Source organism: Pseudocitrobacter sp. 73 (assembly GCF_008369545.1).
In the GTDB taxonomy this organism is placed as follows: domain Bacteria; phylum Pseudomonadota; class Gammaproteobacteria; order Enterobacterales; family Enterobacteriaceae; genus Pseudocitrobacter; species Pseudocitrobacter vendiensis.
In genome coordinates this window covers 1-443 of the sequence record NZ_VTZO01000115.1, presented here as the reverse complement: position 1 = coordinate 443, position 443 = coordinate 1, and the positions used below count along the sequence as shown (strand labels likewise).

The window sequence follows — 443 nt, the reverse complement described above, 5'->3', positions numbered from 1 at the left end:
CGAAGAGACAGCGAGAAGTGAGCTTGATAACAGATTAAATTAACCGGCGAGAAGCGGGATAATACAACAGTATTTGCCTGGCGGCACTAGCGCGGTGGTCCCGCCTGACCCCATGCCGAACTCAGAAGTGAAACGCCGTAGCGCCGATGGTAGTGTGGGGTCTCCCCATGCGAGAGTAGGGAACTGCCAGGCATCAAATAAGCAGAAGGCCATCCGGAAGGATGGCCTTTTTGCGCTGGTGCGAAAAAAACCTGCCGGATGGCGGCTGCGCCTTATCCGGCCTACAAAAGAACAAACCCCACCGAATGGCACGAACCCGTAGGCCCGGTAAGCGCAGCGCCACCGGGCAACACCGCGCGCACAACCTCTCCCTGACGGATACCTGCCCAGAGCAATACCCAACAGATTAAAACGCGTCTCGTGGATTACAGCGATGATTTAAA

At 56.0% G+C, this 443-nt stretch carries 1 rRNA gene; it reads left to right on the top strand.

The window, feature by feature from the left end:
• Positions 1–76: 76 nt before the first annotated feature.
• Positions 77–192: ribosomal RNA gene (gene rrf / locus F0Q32_RS26020) — 5S ribosomal RNA — on the top strand.
• The last annotated feature ends 251 nt before the right edge of the window (positions 193–443 follow it).